Source organism: Actinopolyspora mortivallis, assembly GCF_003001495.1.
Classification (GTDB): Bacteria; Actinomycetota; Actinomycetes; order Mycobacteriales; family Pseudonocardiaceae; genus Actinopolyspora; species Actinopolyspora mortivallis_A.
Genome location: NZ_PVSR01000003.1, coordinates 169,880 through 188,047 on the forward strand (window position 1 = coordinate 169,880; position 18,168 = coordinate 188,047).

Consider the following 18,168-nt stretch of genomic DNA (forward strand, 5'->3'; position numbering starts at 1 on the left):
TGAGGCCGACCGGTGCGAACCGTTCAGCTGCTGGTCGACGTCGACGGTGCGGAGGTGGACTCCAGCTCGTCGAGGAAGCGGTCCACGGTGCGTTGGGTCCGTTCCTCGTTCTCGAGGGACTCACCGACGACCTTGCTGGCCAGATCCACGGCCTGCCGACCGAGATCGGCACGCAGCTCGGCGACGACCTGCGCCTTCTGCGCGGCCAGCTGGGCCTGTCCCTGACTGATGATCCGGTCGCTCTCGGCCTGGGCCTGCGACCGCATCTCGTCGAGGATCTGCTGCCCCTCGGCCCTGGCGTCGTCCCTGATGCGCGCGGCTTCGGCACGGGCCTCGGCAAGCTGGGCCTTGTACTGTTCCAGGGTCCGCTGAGCTTCGGCCTGCGCCTCCTCCGCCCGGGCTATGCCGCCCTCGATCCGGTCGCTGCGTTCCTTGTAGAGCTTCTCGAAGCGCGGAACCGCGTACCGGTGGAGGACGAAAAGCAGCAGGGCGAAGGCGACGAAACCGACGATGATCTCGGCAGGCTCCGGCAGGATCGGGTTGTGCTCCCCCTCCGCCGCCAGCACCACGTGTGTCTTCATCAGGACCTCTCCCAACGCGTCAAGTCGTCAAACTCAAGCGGCGGAGGCGATGAAGTAGACAACCAGACCGATCAGCGCCAGCACCTCGACGAGCACGAAGGAGATCCAGGCGATTCCCATCAGCTGGCCCTGGGCCTCCGGCTGGCGGGCGGTGCCGTTGATGACCGACGCCCAGATGAGGCCGACGCCGATGCCGGGGCCGACGGCACCGACACCGTAGCCGATGGCGGCGAGACCCGGGTTGATGTTGGCGGCGGTTTCCGCGGCCTGTGCAAGAACGATGTTGCTCACTGTTACTACCTTTCAACTCGGTCCGCTTGCGCGGATCGGAGGTCTCGATCTGCCCTCAGTGCTCTTGCGCGAGTGCGGCGCCGATGAAGTTGGCGCTGAGCACCGCGAAGATGTACGCCTGCAAGACCTGAATCAAGGCCTCGGCGAAGGTCAGGATGATCGCGAAGGCGAAGCTGATGATGGAAACCGGCTTGAACAGGGCACTCGCCTCGAGCAGCAGGTACTGCCCCCCGAGCGTGAACACCAGCAGGATGAGGTGTCCGGCGAACATCGCCGCGAAGACTCGGATGGCCAGCGCCACCGGCTGGAACAGGAACTTCTGCAGGAACTCGATCGGAGCCAGCAGGATGTAGACCGGCTTGGGCACTCCCGGAGGGAACATCACGTGCTTGAAGTAGCCCAAGAAGCCGTGGCGTCTGAACCCGACCGTGTGGATCACCACGTAGACCATGATGAACAGGGCGATCGGGAACCCGATCTTGGCCATCGTGGGGAACTGGATCAACGGGACGATCCCGAAGATGTTGTTCACCAGGATGAACGTGAACAGCCCGAAGATCAACGGGATGAACCGCTGGAAGTCCTTGGCCCCGATCTGGTCCCTGGCGATCGTGTTCCTGCTGAAGTCGTAGATGTACTCCGCCGCGAACTGCGCCCTGCCAGGCACCACCTTGAGGTTGCGCGTGGCAAAGAAGAAGTACGCACCGACGATGACCGCCGAGAGCACTACGAGCACGATCGGCTTGGTGACTCCACCGAATATCGGTGGGAGGAAAAAGCTATCGACACCGGGCGGATCGAACGTACCGCCTTGGCTCAACACCAGCGCGCCCAACTGGGCTCCTTCCGGTTCTCCCGAGCGAAGCTAACTCCACCGGGGGAATCGTCACGATTTGCACTCAACGTACCTGATACACGATCGAGGACGTAGGGGCCCTCCCTCGGGGCGAGGTCCGCCAGGCGACGTCCGGCCGGGCGATCGGAACCACACCGCGGCGCGAACCCCCTCGGCTCAACGGCCCGAGCTTCCTGCGCGGCAGACCCTACCATTTGGTAACAAAACGGGTATACCCACCATTTCACACCGGCAGGGCTCGATCCCTACTCCATCAGGAGTCATTCGCTAACGCGATCGTCGGAATCCTGGTCCGACGGAAGGCCCTGACCTCGGCAAACGTCCACACCAGCACCGTGGCGAGTATGGCGATCGCCACAGCGGGGACGTGCACCGCGGTGAAGACCCGCAGCAACGTCACCACGGCGAACAGCACGAGCATCTTGCCGATGTAGCCGCCCAGCGCGGCGACCATCACGAACATGGGATGCGAGTCCGAGGTCATCCGCATCAACCACAGGGTCAGCAACGAGGAGGCCGAAGCGATCACCCCGCCGATCAACGCGCCCAGCGCCCCCTGGGCACCGACCCAGAAGGCGGCGACGACCACGCTGACCAGCACGGTCACCACCGCGGGCCAGGCCGCCGTACGCAACATCGCATCGGCCAGTCGACGGACGGCCCGGCCGTGTGGATTCACCTCGGCGGTGCGCGCGGCGTCCTCGGCCGCTCCGGTTGCCTCGCTCATCGCTTCTCCCACCAGAAAGAACTATCTGGTCCTCATTCGGGGTATCGCGGACACGATACCCGCCACGAGCACCGCGAACGCGACAGCCCACGCCACCAGGGCCACATCCTCGACGAGCGTGAGCGACACGGCGCCGAAGGCCACCACCCCGGCCCAGAGGTAGATCAACAGCACCGCACGCCGCTGGGAGTGGCCCAACTCCAGCAGCCGGTGGTGCAGGTGCATCTTGTCCGCGTGGAACGGGCTCTTGCCCGCCCTGGTCCGCCGGACGACCGCCAGGCTCAGGTCGAGCAGCGGCACGAACAGCACTGCTGCCACCACCAGCAGCGGCGCGAACAGTCCGAAGGCGTCCAGGCTCGTCGGGTTCATCTTGCCCGCCGCCGTGGTGCTCGCCGAAGCCAGCATCAGGCCGATCAGCATCGAACCGGAGTCGCCCATGAAGATCCGGGCGGGCTGGAAGTTGTAGGGCAGAAAGCCCAGGCAGGCACCCGCGATGGTGGCGGCGATCAACGCCGGGGGGTAGGCGGTCACGTCACCGCCCTGGTCACTGAGCAGTCCCAGGCAGAAGGCGCAGGTGGCGCTGGCCGCGATCAGGCCGATGCCCGAGGCCAGCCCGTCCAGCCCGTCCACGAAGTTCATGGCGTTGACCATGGCCACGGTCAGCACCACGGCCAACAGCTGGCCCTGGTTCCCGCTGAGCACCAGCACCGAGCCGGAGTCCCCGCTCTGCCCACCGGGCAGCATGTACCACTGCAACCCCATCAGCACGAGAATGCCGGCCGCTGTGACCTGCCCCGCCAGCTTCGTCCAGGAGTCCAGCTCGAAGCGGTCGTCCAGCGCCCCGACCAGTGTGATGAGTCCACCGGCTATGACCACGGCCAGCGCGTCGTTCGAGTAGTCGAATCCCCGGGAGAGCGCCGGAAGGTTGCCCGCCAGGAACATCCCCCCGAGCACTCCCGCGTACATCGCCACTCCCCCCATCCGGGGGATCGGAGTGCGATGCACGTCACGGTTCCTGGGGTGCGCGACCGCTCCGAGGCGCAGGGCCAGCAGTCTGACCGCCCCGGTGAGCAGGAAGGTCACCGCCGCGGCGGTGAGCGCGACCAGCAGGTACTCCCGTGCCGGCACCCCGGCGGGTGCCCAGGCTGGAACGGTGTCCATGGCCCTCGCCTCAGTTCCGCGCGGACGGGAACGGCGCGACGGGGTCCGGCTCGTACGGCAGCACAGTCACGGTTCGACTCCTCGACACTCTCGGAGACAAGGGGGCATCGGAAGGGGCGCGGCGGCAGCGTGTTCGACCACGGACGCCTCGTGCACGGTCCACACCCGGTCGTTCACGCTATCGAGCGAGCAATCCGCCGGGAGAACGGGTCGGTATCGACACCGTGACGGATGCGGCCCGCCCGAACGGAGTAGCACGCCCTCTCTCGGAGGGACCAACGGACGAACCGCCACCGGCGGAACCCCGGGACCGCGTCAGTCCCCGGAGACCGGCTCGACGCCCAGTTCCTCCGCCAGCTCCGCCCGACTGACCGCCCCTTCCCGCAGCACACGCGGTTGGTCACCGGTCAGATCCACGATGGTGGAGGCGACGGGCTCTCCGGTGGGACCACCGTCCAGATAGACGGACACCGACTCCCCCAGCTGCTCCCTGGCCTGCTGCGCCGTGGCGGCGGGAGGATTACCCGTGGTGTTGGCGCTCGACACGGCCATGGGGCCGACCTCGCGCAACAGGTCCAGCGCCACGGGGTGCAACGGCATCCGCAGGTTCACCGTGCCCCGGGTCTCCCCCAGGTCCCAGGACAACGAGGGAGCCTGCGGCAGCACCAACGACAACCCACCGGGCCAGAACGCCTCGATGAGCGCCCGCGCCTGGCGGGGAACGGACATCACCAGCCCGTCCACCGTCTGCCACGACCCGACCAGCACCGGAACCGGCATGTCGGGTCCCCGTCCCTTCGCCGAGAGCAAGGCGCGCACCGCTTCCGGGTCGAACGCGTCCGCCCCGATCCCGTACACCGTGTCCGTGGGCAGGACCACCAGGCCCCCACCGCGTACCGTGCTCGCGGCCCTGTTCAGTCCGGCCTGCCTGCTCTCCGGGTCGCTGCAATCGTAGAGCGTGCTCACGAAACCACATCCTGGCACGCCGACTCGCCACGGGTGCGAGTGGTACTGCCGAACCCCCTCGGGCACCATGTGCACGGTGATCGGAAGCCGGCACCACGCCGGTCCCTCCCACCGGAGCAGTCCGGCCCCGGCCCGCGGGGACGCGGGCCGGCAGGAAACGGAACGAACCGTCGGCAACGCGGGTTCCCCGGAAGGACCAACGATGACCGTCCCAGCGCAGGATGTCCACACCGAGCACCTCGGGTTCCCGGCCGGAACCGTTCGCTACCACCGCGCCGGTGACACCGGCCCGGCCGTCGTGCTGCTGCACGGCGGGGGCGTCGACAACGCGCTGATCAGCTGGCGACACACCATCGCCCCGCTGTCCGTGGACCACCGGGTGTACCTGCCCGACCTGCCCGGGCACGGGGGGAGCAAACAGTGGTCGGGTGCCCTCGGACAACGCACCCTGGAGGAGGTGCTGCGCTGGCTGCTCGACAGCTGGGGGATCTCCCGGGCGGTGCTGGTCGGCAGCTCCGTGGGCGGCAGCGCGGCGGCGGGATTCGCCCTGCGCCACCCCGAGCGGGTGCGCGGACTCGTGTTGACCGGCTGTGAGGGACTGCGACACAGCCTCCCCCACCAGCTGGGTACCTACCTGCGGACCCGCGCCCGGTTTCCGGACTGGACGGCGAGCAGGCTGCTCGCGCTCCGCCGTGAGTTCTGCGGGCTTCTCGCGCGCAGGCTGCTGCACGACCCGAACCGGCTGTTCGACCGGGAACAGCTGTTGACCGAGCTGCACGCCGAACTGCGCGAACGCGCCGGCCTGCTCTGCGGCTGGTACTCCGAGGCCGTGGGCAGCGGCCACATGCGCGTCAACCACCTGCCCGGAGTACACGGGCTGCGCTGCCCCACCGTGCTCGTGCACGGGGAACACGACTCGTGGATCCCCCTGGCCACGGCCGAGAAGGCGGCACGGGCGATTCCCGGATGCGACCTGCGGGTGATCCGGGAGGCCGGTCACTGGTGTCACCGGGAAAAGCCCGGCGAGTTCAACGGGGTGCTACGCGAGTTCGTCAACCGCCTGGGCTGAGCCCGTCCCGGCCGAGTCCGTCTCCCCGGAGAGGACGGCGGTGGCGAACCTCGGCCGCCCCGTCAGGTCCGGGTGCGTCTCCACACCGGCCAGCGTGGGCCGCCGACGCATCAGAGCGGCCACCGCGCCACCGTGCGTCTCGTCGTGCTCCACGCCCAGCAGCCCGCCCGGGCGCAGCAGCCCTTCCGCGCGGGCCACGACGTGCGGAACCAGCTCCAGACCGTCCCCTCCGGCGAAGACGGCCCCGTGCGGGTCGTGCTCACCGACCTCGGGGGGCACGGGAGTTCCCTCCGGGACATAAGGGGGGTTGCACACGACGAGGTCCGCGCTTCCCGCGCGCTCGGCCAACAGGTCCGGATCGGTGACGTCCCCGGCGATCACCTCGATCGGGGTGTCACCGAGCTCCCGGCGGAGAGCGGCGTTGTGGTGCGCCCACTCCAGGGCCGCCCGGTCGTTGTCCACGGCGAACACCCGCGCGTCCGGGCGCTCGTGCGCCAGCGCCAGGGCGAGCGCACCGGATCCGGTACACAGGTCGACCACCACCGGATCCCGGCGGTCCCGCAACCAGCGCAGTCCCCGTTCCAGCAGCCACTCGGTCTCCGGACGCGGCACGAACACCCCCGGCCCCACGGCGAGAGTCACCCCGCCCAGGATCGCTGTGCCGGTCAGGTGTTGCAGCGGCACCCGCTCGGCACGACGCCGGACCAGCTCGCCGAGGGAGTCGAGCACGAAGGGCTCCACCCTCGGGAACATCACCAGCCCGGTGCGTTCGGTCCCGAGCAGGTGGGCGGCCAACATCTCGACCTCGGCGCGGGCGGAGGGCACGCCGGCGGCGTCGAGGACACGTTCCCCCTCCAGGATCGCCGGGCGCAGCGGGCTGCCGTGTACGGGCGCATCCCGGGCTCCCGAAGCTCCCGCGCCCGAGCACTCCGTCCCGGCGCCGGTACCGGCGGTCATGCGGGACTCATCCTCCGTTCGCCATCCGCTCACGGCGGTCCGCCTCCCGCAGCGCCCCGAGCACCGCGTCGAGCTCTCCGTCCAACACGTGGTCCAGATTGTAGGCCTTGAAGTTGATCCGGTGGTCCGAGATGCGGTTCTCGGGGAAGTTGTAGGTGCGTACCCGCTCCGAACGGTCCACGGTGCGTACCTGGCTGCGCCGGGTCTCGGCCACCTCCCGCTCGGCCTCCTCCTCGGCCATGGCCTGCAACCTGGCCCGCAGCACCTGGATGGCCCGTGTCTTGTTCTGCAACTGGGACTTCTCGTTCTGGCAGGCCACCACGATCCCCGTGGGAAGGTGGGTGATCCGCACCGCCGAGTCCGTGGTGTTCACGCTCTGCCCACCGGGGCCGGAGGAACGGTGCACGTCGATGCGCAGGTCCTTCTCGTCGACCTCCACCTCGACCTCCTCCGGTTCGGGATACACCAGCACCCCGGCGGCGGAGGTGTGCACCCGCCCCTGGGACTCGGTGACGGGGACCCGTTGGACGCGATGCACACCCCCCTCGAACTTGAGCTGGGCCCAGACCCCCTCCAGGCCGGGCTCCCCTTTGGACTTCACGGTGACGATGACGTCCTTGTAACCGCCGAGCTCGGACTCGGTCGCCCCGAGGATCTCGGCATGCCAGCCCTGCCGTTCGGCGTAGCGCAGATACATCCGCAGCAGGTCGCCGGCGAACAGGGCGGACTCCTCCCCGCCCTCGCCGGACTTCACTTCGAGCACCACGTCCGAACCGTCCCGGGGGTCGCGGGGAGCCAACAGCTCCGCCAGCCTGTCCTCCAGCTCGGGAATCCGGTGTTCGAGCTGCTGGGCCTCCTGAGCCAGTCCCGGATCCTCACCGGCCAGTTCCCTGGCCGTGGAGAGATCGGACCGGGCCTGGTCCAGCTCCCGCGCCGTGCGCACGATGGGTGTCAGCTCGGCGTGCCGTTTACCGAGCTTGCGCGCCTGAGCCTGGTCGGCGTGCACCTCCGGGTCCGCGAGCCGTCCCTCCAGCTCGGTGTACTCGGCGAGCAACTCCTCGAGCCTCGACGTCTCCACGGTGCTCCCCACTTTCACTACGAGTCCGACACGGATCCCCGCCACGGGCGGATCCCACGGGTGGTGCTCCGAGGGAGTCCGGCCGGGACCACCGCCCCGCGTCGGGAACGAGCCACACCGGCTCCGGGGAGGTGGCCTCCCGGACGGGGGGCCGGAAAACCACCACCTCCCGGCGCGTTCATCGTCGCCGGTCCCACGACGGGAGCCGAGAACGGCGCCCGCCTTCCGGGAAGGCGGGCGCCGTGGACTCGGTTCACTTCTTGGTGCGGGCGTTCTGCGGACGACGACCGTAGCGAGCCTCGAACTTGGCGACACGACCGCCGGTGTCCAGGATCTTCTGCTTGCCCGTGTAGAACGGGTGGCAGTTGGAGCAAACCTCGACGTGGATGTGCCCGTCCGTCCTGGTGCTCCGCGTGGTGAACGTGTTACCGCAGTCGCAGGTCACCTGCGTTTCCACGTACTCGGGGTGAATGCCGCTCTTCATGCTCAATCCTCTCCTCGTGGCACCGGGTCCTCGCGGTGTCCCGGAGGTGAACCGGCACCGGAACGGGTCTCGATTCTGCCAGACCGAGACGGCTGACCTGCAACGCAGGGTGGGCACCCGGTATTCCGGCGGCGGCCTGCAGGATCCGGCACCGTGACGGCCACGCGGCACTCACGACGCCGGTCACCCGCACGCCGGAAGCGAGCTCCCTTCCGGGAGAGCCGAACCCGCTCCGGCACGGTGGGCCACCGCCGCGTTCCCGGAGGCACTCCGGGTGCCACCCTCACCGGCGGAAGGGAACAACACCGGTCCCCGGAGGCCCGGCGGCCCACCGGGGAGACCGGTCACTCCTCCTCCTTGCCCGGGGTGGTCTTGGCCACCTGGGTGAGGAACTCGATGTTGGTACGGGTCTTGCGCAGCCTGTCCTGCACCAGCTCCAGGGCCTGTTGGCTGTCCAGCGCCGCGAGCACCCGGCGCAGCTTGTGGTGCACGGCCAACTCGTCCGAGGACATCAGCAGCTCGTCCCGGCGGGTGCTGGAGCTGTCGACGTCCACGGCGGGGAACAGCTGCTTGTTCGCCAGCTTGCGGTCCAGCTTGAGCTCGGCGTTGCCGGTGCCCTTGAACTCCTCGAAGATGACCGTGTCCATGGTGGATCCGGTCTCCACCAGCGCGGTGGCGAAGATGGTCAGCGAACCACCGTTCTCGATGTTGCGGGCCGCACCGAGGAAACGCTTCGGCGGGTACAGCGCGGTGGAGTCCACACCACCCGACAGGATGCGTCCCGAAGCGGGTGCCGAGAGGTTGTAGGCACGGCCCAGCCTGGTGATCGAATCCAGCAGCACCACCACGTCGTGGCCCATCTCGACCAACCTCTTGGCCCGTTCGATGGACAACTCGGCGACGGTGGTGTGGTCGGACGGCGGACGGTCGAACGTGGAGGCGATCACCTCGCCCTTCACCGAACGCTGCATGTCGGTGACCTCCTCCGGCCGCTCGTCGGCGAGAACGACCATGAGGTGGCACTCGGGGTTGTTGACGGTGATCGAGTTGGCGATCGACTGCAACACCATGGTCTTGCCCGCCTTCGGCGGGGAGACGATGAGCGCGCGCTGCCCCTTGCCGACGGGCATGACCAGGTCGATGACCCGGCTGGTGATGTTCTGCGGTTCGGTCTCCAGCCGCAACCGCTCGTTGGGGTACAGCGGCGTCAGCTTGTGGAACTCGGCGCGGCGCTTGGCCGCCTCCGGCTCCAGGCCGTTGATGGCGTCGACCCGCACCAGGGGGTTGAACTTCTGCCGCTGCTGCTCGCCCTCCCGGGGCTGGCGCACCACACCCTTGATGGCGTCACCTCGCCGCAGACCGTACTTGCGGACCAGCGACAACGAGACGTACACGTCGTTCGGCCCGGCCAGGTACCCCGAGGTGCGGACGAAGGCGTAGTTCTCCAGCACGTCGAGGATGCCGGCGACCGGCAGCAGCACGTCGTCCTCGCGGACCTCCGGCTCGTTGTCCCCGCGACCGCGGTTGCGCCGCCGGTCGCGGAAGCGCCGGCTGCGTCGTCCGCCGCGTTCCTCGTCCTCCTGCTGCCGCGAGTTGTTGCCGTTGTCCCCCCGGTTGGAGTCGGTGCGGTTGTCCCTGCGGTTGTCCTGCCGGTCACCGCCGCCGTCACCACCGCGTTGGGAGTCGGAACGGTCGCCCCGGTCGTCCGAGTTCTGGTCCTGCTGACCGCCGGAACGTCCCGAGGAGCGGCGACGCCGGTTCCCCCGGCGTCCGTCCTCACCGGATCCGTCCCCGGATCGGCGCGAACCGCCCCGGTTCGGGGCGGAGCCGTTCGAACGCCGTTCGGAGCCGGAGGTTCCCTCGGTGCTCGGGGCGGAGGAGTCCGTGCCGGAAGGCGCCGAGTCGGCGGAGGCCGTGCCGGACTTCTCCCCGGCGTTCTGCCCCTGGGGGGCCGCCCCCTTGTCCCGGCTCTTGGGCTCCTGCTCAGCCTGCTGGTCAAGAGTCGGCTGCGAGTTCGCGGACGAGTCCGACGAGCGGGCTGCCGAGTTTCCCTGACGTTCCTTGATCGCGGCGATCAGATCGCCCTTGCGCAGGCCTGTGGTGTCGATCCCCAATTCGCCGGCGAGCTGCCGTAGTTCGGCCAGCACCATTCCGGACAGGCCGCCCCGACGACGTGTGTTGCCGTTGGCCCCCGAACCGGAAGCTGCCTGTTGTGACGACTCGGACTCCTGCCCGCCGGAAGGGGAGACGCCGTTGGCCGTCTCGCTGCTCAACAGATCGGTGTTGCTCACGAATGTCCTTCCTGACCGGATCCGCGCCTCCTACGCGGCCCAGCGGATTCCCCGCTCGCTGCGAACACGAGCGGCCTTGTAGTGCTACCGGCCCCTGTGTCGAATGAACTCGACGAGGACACCCGGCGCGCGTGGTGTCGGCACCCACTCGAAATCCGGCAGCACCGGGCAGCGGAGGCGCCTGACTCGCGCACCCCTGGTGATATCACCCGTCCACGGCATGACGACCACCTACCGGGTTGATCTTGACCGTGTTCGCTCACCACTCGTGGATGCATGCCTCACTGCCTGACCGTTACCGGACCCACCGAAACGACCGATGTCGACGGAACCGGCAGCACACGCCCGGAGAATGGCCCGGCGCGACCGCCAACCACGGTGGCCGGGACCTCGCAGTCTCCACTGTGGCCACCGAAGTTATTCGCGAATGCCGTGCGGAACCACAATCCGTAACGCCAGAGCTCCCAGTCCGACACCGGCAACTACGTGAAGTTCGACTCGACGAAACGAACCCCTTGAGTTGACAACTCCTGACTCGGTCACCGCGATCGGCTACCCGCCGTCCTGCTCTCCGTCCGGAAGACGCAGTCGGTTCACAGCGAGGGATGCGTCCCGGGACGAAATCCCGGGCAGAGCACCGGCGCCGATGCGCCCGGTGACTGATTGACCTTGAGGGTATACGCCGAGTCACTCCGGTGCAACAACCAAGAGCATGACACGCCCACGGCGGAGCGCCCCTGCTCGGTCGGGATCCTACCGGATCCCCTGCCGAATCGTGGGCCGGTCCCGACGGAAGCGAGGTTTCGACAACCACGATGCCGACACCCCCTTTATACCACTCGACTCTCACCCGGCGCCCACCCCCGCCACCGGGAGACCTCCAGGAGGAGAACCAGGTCAACGGGGGATACCGGGACTCGCGGCGGGAGGACACGGCCCGTGGGGCTCACCCCTCGGTGTGCACCCGCACACCGGACCTGTCCACCCCCGGTCGCAGTACGTCGAAACCGTCCACGGCCACCTCGGGAGGAAGATCCCCCGCCGGAGGCAGCGCCAACACGGTGGGGCCCGCTCCCGAAACGGTGGCGGCGACCCCGTTATTCCGGAGTGCGCGCAACAGTCCCAGGGTTCGCGGCATGGCCGGTTCCCGGTAGTCCTGGTGGATGCGGTCCTCCGTGGCGACGTGGAGCAGGTCGGGCCTGCGGGTGAGCGCGTGCACCACCAGGGCGGACCGGCCCGCCGTGAACGCGGCGTCCGCGTGGGGAACGCTTTCGGGCAACAATCCCCTCATCGTGTGAGTCGCCGACTCGGACTCGGGAACGAGAACCACCGGAACCAATTCCGGGTGCGGTTCCAGACGAACAGATCTATAACGATTTTCCACGGTGAACGCGATGACCAACCCACCGAGCAGGCACGCGGCCACATTGTCGGCGTGCCCCTCCTCGGCGGCGGCCACGTCCACCATCTCCGCGCGTGTGCGCTCGGAGTGAACATCGTGTCCGGCGAAGTGGTAACCGGCCGTGACACCGGCGACGATGGCCGCGGCCGAGGAACCGAGTCCGCGCGCGTGCGGCACGGAGTTGACGCACCGCATCTCCACGGCGGGCGGTCGCACCCCCAACCGGTCGAGAGTGCGGTGCAGCACCCGCACGACCAGGTGTTCACCGTCCGTGGGAACCGCACCCTCCCCGGCGCCGGTGACCTCGACACGCGCCGTGCCCGGCTGCCCGTCCACGGCGGCGACCTCCACGGTGTCGTACAACCCCAGAGCCATCCCGAGCGTGTCGAAACCCGCCCCGAGATTCGCGGTGGAGGCCGGAACGGTGATCCGCACCCGCTCCGGGGTCCCCGTCATCTCCCGCGTCACACGAGCTCCAATGCCGTCGCCACCGCCTCGGGATCCACCGGAAGCGAACGCACCTCGGCCATGTCCGCCAGCGCGGTGTCCGGATCCTTGAGGCCGTGTCCGGTGACGGTGCACACCACGGTGGAGCCCACCGGCAGCCTTCCCTCCTCGGAGGTGGCCAGCAGTCCCGCGACGCTCGCCGCCGAGGCCGGCTCCACGAAGATCCCCTCCCGGGAGGCCAGCAGCCGGTAGGCCCGCAGGATCCGCTCGTCGGAGACGGCCGAGAACAGTCCCCCCGACTCCGCCCTGGCCGTGACGGCCCCGTTCCAGGAGGCGGGGCTGCCCACCCGGATGGCGGTGGCCACGGTCTCCGGGTCCGAGACCGGCTCACCCCGCACCAACGGGGCCGCCCCTTCCGCCTGGAAACCGAACATCGCCGGGGCCCGGTCGCTGCGCCCCTCGGCGAGGTAGTCGGAGTAGCCCGCCCAGTAGGCGGTGATGTTGCCCGCGTTGCCCACCGGCAGGCAGTGCACGTCGGGAGCGGTGCCCAGGGCATCGCAGATCTCGAAGGCGGCCGTCTTCTGGCCGATCAGACGCACCGGGTTGACCGAGTTGACCAGCGTCACCGGATAGGCCGCGGCCGTCTTGCGGGCCAGTTCGAGGCAGTCGTCGAAGCTGCCCCGCACCTGCAGGATGCGCGCCCCGTGCGCCACGGCCTGGGCCAGCTTGCCCATGGCGATCTTGCCCTCGGGAACCAGCACGGCGGAACCCATTCCCGCGCGGGCCGCGTAGGCGGCGGCCGACGCCGAGGTGTTGCCGGTGGAGGCGCAGATCACCGCACGCATGCCCGCCGCCCTGGCGTGGGTCATCGCCACGGTCATCCCCCGGTCCTTGAAGGATCCGGTGGGGTTGGCCCCCTCCACCTTCACGTGGACCTCGCAGCCGGTCAGTTCGGACAGGTAAGGGGCGAACACCAACGGGGTGTTCCCCTCCTGCAGGGTGACCACCTCGGCCCCCTCCGGAACCGCCACCCGGTCGCGATAGGCCTCCACGATCCCCGGCCACCCCTGGCCGGGGCGCGCGGCGGCGAGAGACGTTTCCGAGGTCAAGACCGTTCCCCTTCCACCCGCATGACGCTGACGACCTCGTGCACCGAGGGCAGTTGCGCGACCTTCTCCACCGTGCTGCGCAGCGCGGCGTCGCTGGCGGTGTGGGTCACCACCACCAGGCTGGCGTCCTCGCCGCGCCCTTCCTGGCGCACCACCGAGATACTCACGTCGTGTTCGTTGAACGTCGCGGCCACCTGGGACAGCACTCCGGGCTTGTCCGCGACGTCCAGGCTCATGTGGTAGCGCGTCGGGGTGTGGTCCATGGAACGCGCCGGAAGCTGGGCGTGGGCCGACTCCCGGGGGCCCTTGCCGGAGACCACGACGTTCCTGGCCGCGGCCACCAGATCCCCCAGCACGGCGCTCGCCGTGGGGGCGCCGCCGGCGCCCTGGCCGTAGAACATCAGCTGCCCGGCGGACTCCGCCTCGACGAACACGGCGTTGAACGCTCCGGAGACCCCGGCCAGCGGGTGCTCCCGGGGGATCATGGCCGGGTGCACCCGTGCCGAGACCGCTTCGGTGCCGTCCTCGTCGAGCACCCGCTCGCAGATGGCGAGCAGCTTGACCGTGCGGTCCAGCGCGCGGGCGGCCTGGATCTCCCCGGCACCCACTCCGGAGATGCCCTCCCGGTGGACGTCGGAGGCGGTGACCCGGGTGTGGAAGGCCAGCGACGCGAGGATGGCCGCCTTGGAGGCGGCGTCGAAACCGTCCACGTCCGCCGTGGGGTCGGCCTCGGCGTAACCGAGCCGCCCGGCCTCCTCCAGGGTTTCGGCGTAGCCCGCTCCGGTGGCGTCCATCGCGGAGAGGATGTAGTTGCTCGTGCCGTTGACGATGCCCATGACGCGGTTGATGCGGTCCCCGGCCAGGGACTCCCGCAGCGGCCGCAGCAGCGGGATGGCCCCGGCCACCGCCGCCTCGAAGTAGATGTCGGCGCCGTTCTCGTCGGCCGCCGCGTACAGCTCGGAGCCGTGTTCGGCCAGCAGCGCCTTGTTCGCCGTCACCACCGACTTGCCCGCGCGCAGCGCCCGCAGCAGCAGTGAACGGGCGGGCTCGATGCCGCCGATCAGCTCCACCACCACGTCGGCGTCGCCCTCCACGAGGGTCGCGGGGTCGGTGGTCAACAACCGCTCCGGGACCTCGGGGTGTTTGTGGGGACGTCGCACCGCCACACCGGTGACGTGCACCGGAGCACCGGTTCGGGCGGCGTACTCGGCGGGGTACTCGTGCAGCAGGCGCACCACCTCGGTGCCCACCGTGCCGCACCCCAACAGCGCCACCCTGATCGGTTGCCGCTCCTCGATCACTCACACCTCCAGCCGAAGCAGGTCGTCCTCGGTCTCCCTGCGCAGCAACAACCGCGACTCGCCGTCGCGTACCGCGACCACGGCGGGTTTGGGGAGCCGGTTGTAGTTACTGGCCATCACGTAGCAGTAGGCTCCCGTGGCGGCCACGGCGACCAGGTCGCCCGGGGCCACATCCTCGGGCATCCAGTTGTCCCGCACCACCACGTCACCGGATTCGCAGTGTTTGCCCACGATGCGGGACAGCACTCCGGGCCCTTCCCCCGCGCGGGAGACCAGACGACAGTCGTAAACCGCGTCGTAGAGCGAGGTCCGGATGTTGTCGCTCATTCCGCCGTCGACGCTGACGTACCGGCGGGAGGCCCCGCCGTCCAGCTCGACGTCCTTGATGGTGCCCACCTCGTAGAGCGTGACGGTACCCGGCCCGGCGATCGCCCGTCCCGGTTCCACCACGATCCGCGGCGGCGTGATGCCCGCGGTGGCGCACTCCCTGCGCACGACCTCGTTCAGCCGCTCGGCCAGCGTAGCGGGGGCAAGCGGATCGTCGGCGGGGCTGTAGGCGATGCCCTGCCCACCTCCGAGGTCGATCGTCGTCACCGACTCCAGCGCCTCCGGGCCGTGTTCGGCACGCAGCTCGGCCAGCAGTCCGAGAACGCGGTGGGCGGCGAGTTCGAAGCCGTCGTCGTCGAAGATCTGCGAACCGATGTGGCTGTGCAGACCGACCAAGTGCAGCGAGTCGGACTTCAGCACCCGCCGGGCCGCCTCGGCCGCGTCCCCCGAGGCGAGGGAGAAACCGAACTTCTGGTCCTCGTGGGCGGTGGCGATGAACTCGTGGGTGTGCGCCTCCACGCCCACCGTGACCCGGATCATCACCGACTGCCGGAGGCCGCGTTCGGCCGCCAGGTGCTCCAAGCGCGCGATCTCGTGGAACGAGTCGAGCACCACCGAGCCCACGCCGGCGTCCAGGGCGGCGGCCAGCTCGGCCGAGGACTTGTTGTTGCCGTGCATCGCGATCCGCTCCGGGGGGAAGCCGGCCCGCAGCGCCACCCCCAGCTCACCGCCGGTGCAGACGTCGAGACCGAGTCCCTCCTCGTTGATCCAGCGCGCCACCTCGGTGCACAGGAAGGCCTTGGCGGCGTAGTGCACCGCCGCCGGGTCGCCGAAGGCCTCGGCGTGCTCCCGGCACCGGGAGCGGAAGTCGTCCTCGTCCAACACGAAGAGGGGGGTGCCGTAGCGCTCGGCCAGTTCGCGGACGTCGTTGCCCGCCAGCGTGGTCACCCCGTCCGCCCGGCGGGCCGCGTTGCGCGGCCACACCGCCGGATGCAGGTGGTTCACCTCCTCCACGGAGGACGGAGCGGCGGGACCGGAGCTCGGCACGAGCACGTCCGCGTGCCGCGGACCCGCGGGATGGGCGCGCATGATGCGCCTCCTCTACATCTGTTGGGGGGCACTGACACCGAGCAGGGACAACCCGTTGGCGAGCACCTGGCGGGCGGCCTCGCACAGGTGCAGCCGGGCGACCGTCAACGGCCCGGCCTGGTCGTCGCCCGGTTGCAGGACACGGCAGGAGTCGTAGAACCGGTGGTAGGCGGTGGCCAGCTCCTCCAGGTAGCGGGCGACGCGGTGCGGTTCGCGCAGCTCGGCGGCCGAACGCACCACCCGGGGGAACTCGCCGAGGGTCCGAATGAGGTCGCCCTCGCGCTCGTGCGTGAGCAGCCCCAGGTCGGCCTCGGTGACCTCGCCCCGCACGATCCCCAGGGAGGCGGCGTTGCGCTGCAACGAGGACAGCCGGGCGTGGGCGTACTGGACGTAGAACACCGGGTTCTCGTTGGTGTGCTTGCTGATCAGGTCCAGGTCGATGTCCACCGGCGAGTCCACCGAGGAGCGGACCAGCGAGTACCGAGCCGCGTCGACGCCGACCGCCTCGACGAGGTCCTCCAGCGTCACCACGGTTCCGGCGCGTTTGCTCATGCGGACGGGTTCGCCGTGGCGGACGAGGTTGACCAGCTGCCCGATCAACACCTCGACGGAGTCCGGGTCGTCGCCCATCGCGGCGGCCGCCGCCTTCAGGCGCGGGATGTAGCCGTGGTGGTCGGCCCCCAGCATGTACAGGCACAGCTGGAAACCGCGTTCGCGCTTGTCCCGCAGGTAGGCGATGTCGCCGGCGATGTAGGCGGGGTCCCCGTCGCTCTTGACGACCACCCGGTCCTTGTCGTCGCCGAACTCGGTGGAACGCAGCCACCACGCCCCCTCCGCGTGGTAGAGGCTGCCGGACTCCTTGAGCTGGTCCAGGCACTCGGTGACCGCGCCCGACTCGTGCAGCGAGTCCTCGTGGAAGAACACGTCGAAGTCGGTGCGGAACTCGTGGAGACTGCGCTTGATCTCGTCGAACATCAGGCCGACGCCGGTGCGGCGGAACACCTCGTCACGCTCGGTCTCGGGAAGGTCCAGGGCACCCGGCTCACGCCGGAGGACCTCGGAGGCGATCTCGGCGACGTACTCGCCGCCGTAGCCGTCCTCGGGGATCTCCTCACCCCGCGCGGCGGCCACCAGCGAACGCACGAACCGGTCGATCTGGGCGCCGGCGTCGTTGAAGTAGTACTCGCGGGTGACCTCCGCGCCCTGGGCGCGCAGGATGCGCCCGAGCGCGTCCCCCACGGCGGCCCAGCGGGTGCCGCCGAGATGGATGGGGCCGGTGGGGTTGGCGGAGACGAACTCCAGGTTCACCCGCAGCCCCGCGTAGAGGTCGCCGGATCCGAACTCCTCCGCCTTGGTGAGCACGTCGCGGACGATGGCTCCCTGCGCGTCGGCGGCCAGGCGCAGGTTCAGGAAGCCCGGTCCGGCCACCTCGGCCGAGGAGATCTCGTCGCGCTCCGCCAGGGACTCGGCCAACCAACCGGCCAGTTCGCGCGGGGCGACCCCGGCCCGTTTGCCGACCTGCATGGCGAGGTTGGTGGCGTAGTCGCCGTGCTCGGGGTTGCGGGGTCGCTCGACCGTGACCGTCTCCGGCAGCACCGAGGTGTCCACCCCTCGGGCGGACAGCACGTCTACGGCGGTCGTTCGGACGAGTTCGGCAAGCGCTGCTGGTGTCACCCGATGCAGTCTAAAAAAGCAATCCCGCTGGTTAGCCAGCGGGTGCCACCGGAAGCGCTCCCCGCGCGCCCACGAAGCACCGCCCTTTCCAGAATCTGGGAAACTCCGGGGTAGGTTCGCGCGGGATCACGCCGGTGAGACGGGGCTGTCGGACCGGGTCCGCACCCCGGCGGGAGAAGGAGGCGGAGCAAGGCCGGTGCGCTCCGAAAAGATCCGCACCCCACCCCCTCGGTTCGGGCGGCGAACCGGTGGGCTAGACTGATGTCAGCTCACAACGGGCACGCCCTCGTAGCTCAGCGGATAGAGCACCGCCCTCCGGAGGCGGGTGTCGCAGGTTCGAGTCCTGCCGAGGGCGCAC

Annotated in this window: 16 protein-coding genes and 1 tRNA gene; 2 read left to right on the forward strand and 15 right to left on the reverse strand. The window is 69.5% G+C overall.

The window, feature by feature from the left end; all coding sequences use genetic code 11:
• Positions 1-23 precede the first annotated feature (23 nt).
• From CEP50_RS04575 to CEP50_RS04600, 6 genes are all read right to left on the reverse strand, one after another.
• A complete protein-coding gene (locus tag CEP50_RS04575) occupies positions 24-581 on the reverse strand; it encodes a F0F1 ATP synthase subunit B (protein WP_106112664.1) in 558 nt (185 codons plus the stop codon).
• A gap of 33 nt (positions 582-614) precedes the next feature.
• Positions 615-872 (reverse strand): ATP F0F1 synthase subunit C, encoded by a 258-nt coding sequence (locus CEP50_RS04580; protein WP_106112665.1) that lies wholly within the window; start codon positions 870-872, stop codon positions 615-617.
• A gap of 55 nt (positions 873-927) precedes the next feature.
• On the reverse strand, positions 928-1,707 hold the full coding sequence (gene atpB / locus CEP50_RS04585) for a F0F1 ATP synthase subunit A (protein ID WP_106112666.1): 780 nt from the start codon (positions 1,705-1,707) through the stop codon (positions 928-930).
• A 274-nt stretch (positions 1,708-1,981) separates the two neighbouring features.
• Complete coding sequence (locus tag CEP50_RS04590) at positions 1,982-2,455, reverse strand: hypothetical protein (RefSeq protein WP_106112667.1); 474 nt, start codon at positions 2,453-2,455, stop codon at positions 1,982-1,984.
• A 21-nt stretch (positions 2,456-2,476) separates the two neighbouring features.
• On the reverse strand, positions 2,477-3,616 hold the full coding sequence (locus CEP50_RS04595) for a glycosyltransferase family 4 protein (RefSeq protein ID WP_106112668.1): 1,140 nt from the start codon (positions 3,614-3,616) through the stop codon (positions 2,477-2,479).
• Between the two features lie 315 nt (positions 3,617-3,931).
• Positions 3,932-4,582, reverse strand: a complete 651-nt coding sequence (locus CEP50_RS04600) for an L-threonylcarbamoyladenylate synthase (protein ID WP_106112738.1) — start codon at positions 4,580-4,582, stop codon at positions 3,932-3,934.
• Positions 4,583-4,784: 202 nt separating this feature from the next.
• Here CEP50_RS04600 and CEP50_RS04605 point away from each other — a divergent pair, with 202 nt between their 5' ends.
• Positions 4,785-5,651, forward strand: a complete 867-nt coding sequence (locus tag CEP50_RS04605; RefSeq protein WP_106112739.1) for an alpha/beta fold hydrolase — start codon at positions 4,785-4,787, stop codon at positions 5,649-5,651.
• On the opposite strand, the gene prmC is transcribed toward CEP50_RS04605, so the two are convergent.
• The 9 genes from prmC to argS all read right to left on the reverse strand — a co-directional run bounded on the left by prmC (position 5,622) and on the right by argS (position 17,810).
• On the reverse strand, positions 5,622-6,608 hold the full coding sequence (gene prmC / locus CEP50_RS04610; protein ID WP_106112669.1) for a peptide chain release factor N(5)-glutamine methyltransferase: 987 nt from the start codon (positions 6,606-6,608) through the stop codon (positions 5,622-5,624). The two genes, CEP50_RS04605 and prmC, sit on opposite strands and share 30 nt — an antisense overlap.
• Positions 6,609-6,615: 7 nt before the next feature.
• The gene (gene prfA / locus CEP50_RS04615) at positions 6,616-7,686 is read right to left on the reverse strand and encodes a peptide chain release factor 1 (protein ID WP_106112740.1); all 1,071 of its coding nucleotides are present in this window, start codon (positions 7,684-7,686) and stop codon (positions 6,616-6,618) included.
• Positions 7,687-7,939: 253 nt separating this feature from the next.
• Positions 7,940-8,170, reverse strand: a complete 231-nt coding sequence (gene rpmE, locus CEP50_RS04620) for a 50S ribosomal protein L31 (RefSeq protein ID WP_019855233.1) — start codon at positions 8,168-8,170, stop codon at positions 7,940-7,942.
• Between the two features lie 344 nt (positions 8,171-8,514).
• Positions 8,515-10,461 carry a transcription termination factor Rho gene (rho, locus tag CEP50_RS04625; protein ID WP_106112670.1) on the reverse strand — a complete coding sequence of 649 codons (1,947 nt, stop codon included), beginning with the start codon at positions 10,459-10,461 and terminating at the stop codon, positions 8,515-8,517.
• A 946-nt stretch (positions 10,462-11,407) separates the two neighbouring features.
• Positions 11,408-12,319, reverse strand: a complete 912-nt coding sequence (thrB, locus tag CEP50_RS04630; protein WP_106112741.1) for a homoserine kinase — start codon at positions 12,317-12,319, stop codon at positions 11,408-11,410.
• An 8-nt stretch (positions 12,320-12,327) separates the two neighbouring features.
• On the reverse strand, positions 12,328-13,419 hold the full coding sequence (gene thrC / locus CEP50_RS04635) for a threonine synthase (protein ID WP_106112671.1): 1,092 nt from the start codon (positions 13,417-13,419) through the stop codon (positions 12,328-12,330).
• Positions 13,416-14,720 carry a homoserine dehydrogenase gene (locus CEP50_RS04640; RefSeq protein WP_106112672.1) on the reverse strand — a complete coding sequence of 435 codons (1,305 nt, stop codon included), beginning with the start codon at positions 14,718-14,720 and terminating at the stop codon, positions 13,416-13,418. The genes thrC and CEP50_RS04640 overlap by 4 nt, the downstream gene beginning before the upstream one ends.
• Positions 14,721-16,136, reverse strand: coding sequence for a diaminopimelate decarboxylase (gene lysA, locus CEP50_RS04645; RefSeq protein WP_106112673.1), 1,416 nt, complete (start codon positions 16,134-16,136; stop codon positions 14,721-14,723). It abuts the gene before it with no gap.
• Positions 16,137-16,148: 12 nt separating this feature from the next.
• Positions 16,149-17,810, reverse strand: a complete 1,662-nt coding sequence (argS, locus tag CEP50_RS04650) for an arginine--tRNA ligase (RefSeq protein ID WP_106112674.1) — start codon at positions 17,808-17,810, stop codon at positions 16,149-16,151.
• A gap of 282 nt (positions 17,811-18,092) precedes the next feature.
• Here argS and CEP50_RS04655 point away from each other — a divergent pair.
• A tRNA-Arg gene (locus CEP50_RS04655) sits at positions 18,093-18,165 on the forward strand.
• The last annotated feature ends 3 nt before the right edge of the window (positions 18,166-18,168 follow it).

What these genes read in the sequence shown, in the direction of transcription:
- CEP50_RS04575 (WP_106112664.1), bottom strand. Translation starts at nt 581, where the DNA reads ATGAAGACACACGTGGTGCTGGCGGCGGAGGGGGAGCACAACCCGATC.
- CEP50_RS04590 (WP_106112667.1), bottom strand. Translation starts at nt 2,455, where the DNA reads ATGAGCGAGGCAACCGGAGCGGCCGAGGACGCCGCGCGCACCGCCGAG.
- CEP50_RS04595 (WP_106112668.1), bottom strand. Translation starts at nt 3,616, where the DNA reads ATGGACACCGTTCCAGCCTGGGCACCCGCCGGGGTGCCGGCACGGGAG.
- CEP50_RS04605 (WP_106112739.1), top strand. Translation starts at nt 4,785, where the DNA reads ATGACCGTCCCAGCGCAGGATGTCCACACCGAGCACCTCGGGTTCCCG.
- prmC (WP_106112669.1), bottom strand. Translation starts at nt 6,608, where the DNA reads ATGACCGCCGGTACCGGCGCCGGGACGGAGTGCTCGGGCGCGGGAGCT.
- rpmE (WP_019855233.1), bottom strand. Translation starts at nt 8,170, where the DNA reads ATGAAGAGCGGCATTCACCCCGAGTACGTGGAAACGCAGGTGACCTGC.
- thrB (WP_106112741.1), bottom strand. Translation starts at nt 12,319, where the DNA reads ATGACGGGGACCCCGGAGCGGGTGCGGATCACCGTTCCGGCCTCCACC.
- lysA (WP_106112673.1), bottom strand. Translation starts at nt 16,136, where the DNA reads ATGCGCGCCCATCCCGCGGGTCCGCGGCACGCGGACGTGCTCGTGCCG.